The sequence below is a fragment of the Pantoea sp. Pa-EAmG genome (assembly GCF_030024295.1).
GTDB lineage: Bacteria > Pseudomonadota > Gammaproteobacteria > Enterobacterales > Enterobacteriaceae > Pantoea > Pantoea dispersa.
This window is the reverse complement of sequence record NZ_JASEWO010000262.1, coordinates 1-4291: the sequence shown is the minus strand read 5'-3', so window position 1 is coordinate 4291 and position 4291 is coordinate 1. Positions and strand designations below refer to the sequence as shown.

At 60.3% G+C, this 4291-nt stretch carries 5 protein-coding genes; 2 read left to right on the top strand and 3 right to left on the bottom strand.

The window, feature by feature from the left end; translation table 11 throughout:
• On the bottom strand, positions 1-175 hold a 175-nt coding region (locus QMM04_RS21170; RefSeq protein ID WP_282996951.1), incomplete at its 3' end, for a YgdI/YgdR family lipoprotein.
• A gap of 208 nt (positions 176-383) precedes the next feature.
• Between QMM04_RS21170 and csdA the strand changes: the two genes are divergently transcribed.
• Positions 384-1589: a cysteine desulfurase CsdA gene (csdA, locus tag QMM04_RS21165; RefSeq protein WP_058771611.1), complete on the top strand. Its 1206-nt coding sequence runs from the start codon at positions 384-386 to the stop codon at positions 1587-1589.
• A 4-nt stretch (positions 1590-1593) separates the two neighbouring features.
• On the top strand, positions 1594-2046 hold the full coding sequence (gene csdE, locus QMM04_RS21160; RefSeq protein ID WP_282996950.1) for a cysteine desulfurase sulfur acceptor subunit CsdE: 453 nt from the start codon (positions 1594-1596) through the stop codon (positions 2044-2046).
• Here csdE and tcdA read toward each other — a convergent pair.
• Both tcdA and mltA read right to left on the bottom strand, forming a co-directional pair.
• A complete protein-coding gene (tcdA, locus tag QMM04_RS21155) occupies positions 2034-2840 on the bottom strand; it encodes a tRNA cyclic N6-threonylcarbamoyladenosine(37) synthase TcdA (RefSeq protein ID WP_282996949.1) in 807 nt (268 codons plus the stop codon). The genes csdE and tcdA overlap by 13 nt on opposite strands.
• 60 nt (positions 2841-2900) lie before the next feature.
• Entirely contained in the window at positions 2901-4049 is a 1149-nt protein-coding gene (gene mltA / locus QMM04_RS21150; protein ID WP_021507388.1) for a murein transglycosylase A, read from the bottom strand.
• Between the last annotated feature and the right edge of the window lie 242 nt (positions 4050-4291).

Below are 4291 nucleotides of genomic sequence, written 5' to 3'. Positions count from 1 at the left end.
GCTCGTTGCCATTGGCATCTTTATAGCTGATCATACCGGTTTCATCGTCAACTTTTGGTTTGCCATCCGCAACAATGGTGCGACCATCATTGGTATGCATGACGTAGTTGCTGGAACAGGCGGCCAGGGTAAAGGCCATGGTGCACACGGCCAGCACTGCGGCGAGTTTATTCATCTTCTATCTCCTTGCAGATTGATTGCATTAAACCACCCGCGTGCGCTGACCAGTGGCAGCAAACAGAGCGATCGACTGGAACAGACCGATTCGTTATGCGGGTTTCGGTTCAAACCTTGCAATAATTAGCATAACGCGCTTTTCCAGCTTTGCCAGGCCACGGCGTGGCTTTCAGCCTGGTCCTAACATCCAAGTAAGTGAGCTGAGTATGACCCATTTCTCTCCTGGCGAGTTTCGTCAGCAGTTTCCCGCGCTGAGCGATGCGGGTGTCTATCTCGACAGCGCCGCCACCGCGCTGAAGCCGCAGGCGGTGATTGACGCGACCGCACAGTTTTATTCGCTGAGCGGCGGCACCGTCCACCGCAGCCAGTTCGCCGCTGCCCGCGCGCTGACGGCACAGTATGAACAGGCGCGGGCGCGCGTGGCGCACTGGCTGCAGGCGGCGGACGATCGGCAAATCGTCTGGACGCGTGGCACCACGGAGGCCATCAACCTGGTGGCGCACAGCTGGCTGGCGCCGCGCCTGCAGCCGGGCGACGAGATTGTGGTGAGCGAAGCCGAGCACCACGCCAATCTGGTGCCGTGGCTGATGGTGGCGCAGGCCAGCGGCGCGAAAGTGGTGAAATGGCCGATTGGCGCAGACCGGCGGCCGGATATAGCCCTGCTGCCGCAGTTACTTAACGCACGCACCCGGCTGCTGGCGATAGGTCAGATGTCTAACGTGACCGGCGGCTGTCCGGATCTGGCGCAGGCGATTACGCTGGCGCACGGCGTCGGCGCGAAAGTGATGGTGGATGGCGCGCAGGGCGTAGTGCACTGCCCGCCGGATGTGCAGGCGCTGGATATCGACTTCTACGCCTTTTCCGCGCACAAGCTGTACGGCCCGATGGGCACTGGCGTGCTGTACGGCAAAGCGGAGCTGCTGGACGCGATGCCGCCGTGGCAGGGCGGCGGCAAAATGCTGACGCAGGTCGATTTCAGCGGCTTCACGCCGCAGCCGGTGCCGTGGCGCTTTGAAGCAGGCACGCCGAACGTGGCGGGCGTGGTCGGGCTGAGTGCGGCGCTGGACTGGCTGGGGCAGTACGATGCGGAAAAAGCCGAACGCTGGAGCCAGCAGCTGGCCAGCCTTGCCGAAGAGCAACTCAGCGCTATTCCTGGCTTCCGCAGTTTCCGCTGCGGCAGCGCCAGCCTGCTGGCGTTTGATATCGCCGGTATTCACCACAGTGATATCGTGACGCTGCTGGCGGAACAGGGCATCGCGCTGCGCGCCGGCCAGCACTGTGCCCAGCCGCTGATGGCGGCGCTTGGCGTCAGCGGCACGCTGCGCGTCTCATTTGCCCCCTATAATAATCTGCAGGACGTGGACGCGCTGGTGCGCGCCATGCACCATGCCGTGGATTTACTAAGTGAGTAACGTAATGACATCAGCCCTGCTTGCCCCCCATCCGTTTGGGGATCTGATTACCGAAGCCAGCCTGACGGAGAAGTTTGCCCATTTTCATCAGTGGGAAGATCGCTACCGCCAGCTGATTCAGCTCAGCCGCCAGCTGCCGGCTCTGCCGGAAGCGCTGAAAACGGCGGACATTGAGCTCTCCGGCTGCGAAAACCGCGTCTGGCTCAGCAGCCAGCAGCGGGCCAACGGCACGCTGCATTTTTACGGCGACAGTGAGGGGCGCATTGTGCGCGGATTGCTGGCGGTGCTGCTGACAGCGGTGGAAGGAAAAACGCCCGCGGCGCTGTTAGCCACAGACCCGCTGGCGCTGTTTGATACCTTAGGGCTGCGCGCGCAGCTGAGCGCCTCGCGCAGCAGTGGTTTACAGGCGCTGGCAGAGGCGGTACAGCGTGCTGCCCGCGCGCATCAGGCAGACTGACGCGCCGCGCGCGCGAGGAATTTTTTCAGCGCGTGCGACACCGCAACAAAACCGAAGGTGGCGGTCACCATGGTGGCCGCACCAAAGCCGGCGGCACAGTCCATGCGCTTTGGCCCTTCCGCCGTGCTGCGCGAAGCGCATACGCTGCCGTCCGGCTGCGGATACACCAGCGCCTCGGTAGAGAATACGCAGTCGATCCCCAGTTTACCCTTGCTGTTTTTCACTACGCCAAAATCACTTTTCAGCCGCTCGCGCAGTTTGGCAGCCAGCGGATCCTGAATGGTTTTGGCTAAGTCACTGACCTGAATCTTCGTCGGATCGATCTGTCCGCCGGCGCCACCGGTAGTGATCAGCGGGATCTTATTACGCCGGCACCAGGCAATCAGCGCAGCCTTGGGGCGCACGCTATCAATCGCGTCAATCACATAGTCGAACCCCGCAGCCATCAGCTCCGCGGTATTGTCCGGCGTGATAAAGTCATCGATGCAGATCACCTCACACTCCGGATTGATGGCGTGAATACGCTGCGCCATCACCTCAGTTTTGGCCTGACCGACATGCCCCTGCAACGCATGAATCTGACGGTTGGTATTGGTAATACACACATCGTCCATGTCGATCAGGGTAATTTTACCGATGCCGGTGCGCGCCAGCGCTTCGGCCGCCCAGGAACCGACGCCGCCGATGCCGATGACGCAGAAATGCGCGTCGGCAAAACGCTGCAGTGCTTCCTGCCCGTAGAGACGCGCCGTGCCGCCAAATCGCTGGCGCCAGGCGTCGCTGACAACTTTCATAGCTAACCTTTTAGTACGATGCGCGGACGCGCACCCGACAAACCCAGGGTGCGCAGCCTATCAATTTGCGCCGATAATCAATGAACCATTATTGCCGTTTTGCGGATTGCTGAACAGCGGCTGGCCGGTTCCCGGTGCGGCTTTCAGCACCCAGACGCGGCCATAATGGTTGTAGAAGCCCGCCAGATGCGCCGCATCCGGGCCGACGCCCTGGTAGATATCGAAGTGCTGGCCTTTGATCGCGCCGCCCACGTCCAGTGCGACCATCAGGCGCATCTCATATTTGCCGTTGAATTTGCCCTTCTCATTCAGCTGCGGCACTTCAGCCAGCAGCGCCGTACCGGCGGGAATCAGCGAACGATCGGACGCCACCGAGGCTTTGGCAATCAGCGGTACCGCACTGGCGCCGCGCACCGGCACATACTCTTCCGGCTTGAAGAACACGAACGACTGGTTGGTTTCCAGTACGTTGCGCACTTCCTGCGGCGAGTGCTCCTGCGCCCACTGCCGAATCGCCTGCATCGACATGTCTTCGCGCTTCACTTCACCGCGATCGATCAGCTCTTTGCCAATACTGTGGTAAGCCCAGCCGTTCTTGCCGCCGTAGCCGAAGAAACGCAGCGGACGGCCATCGCCGAAATCGACATAGCCGCTGCCCTGCACGTCCATCATAAAGTTGTCGATCAGCGAATTGCTCCAGGCAATCACATAACGCTCATCCAGTGCGCCACTATAGATAGAAGCGCGGCTTGGCAGCTTCTGTCCGCGCGGACGCGGCGGCATGCGATAAATCGGATACTGGAATTCGCCCTGACGGGTATAACGCGCTTCCACCACCGGTGTGTAGTAACCGGTAAACTGTACGTTGCCGTAGCTGTCGGTGCCTTCCATCTGATAGGCGTTCAGGCCGAACTGGCGCAGCTGACGCGTATCGGCGCCGGAGAGCAGCCAGTTCTGAATCGCACTGTAAGTGCCGAGGTTGCGGCCATACAGACCGGACGACGCCGACTGGATCTGCTGCACCTGCAGGCCGAAATCACGGCCATTGACCGGACGCCCTTTGGCGTTCGGCTCATTCACCAGCCCGAGCGGTTGCTCCAGCTTGCCATCAATATATTGCTGACCGCGATCGGTCGGCTTAGAGCTACAACCGGCTAACAGCGCCAGAAATGCGCCAGTAAGTGCATACTTCGCCCAATGTCCTTTCATTACCTTCTCTTTTTAAGCTGGTTGTTTGCACGGCGACGATAGCAAAGGGGCAGACAGAATGAAATCTGCCGCAGGCTAGCGCGCTCACATCTGTATAATAAATCGCCCAATGGCCAAATAATTCAGCAACTGTTTGTCTATTTAGCGCTTTAACGCAAAAAAGGGGTTGCATCATCATACGCCCGGTGTATAGTGCGCATCCACGGACGCGGGGTGGAGCAGCCTGGTAGCTCGTCGGGCTC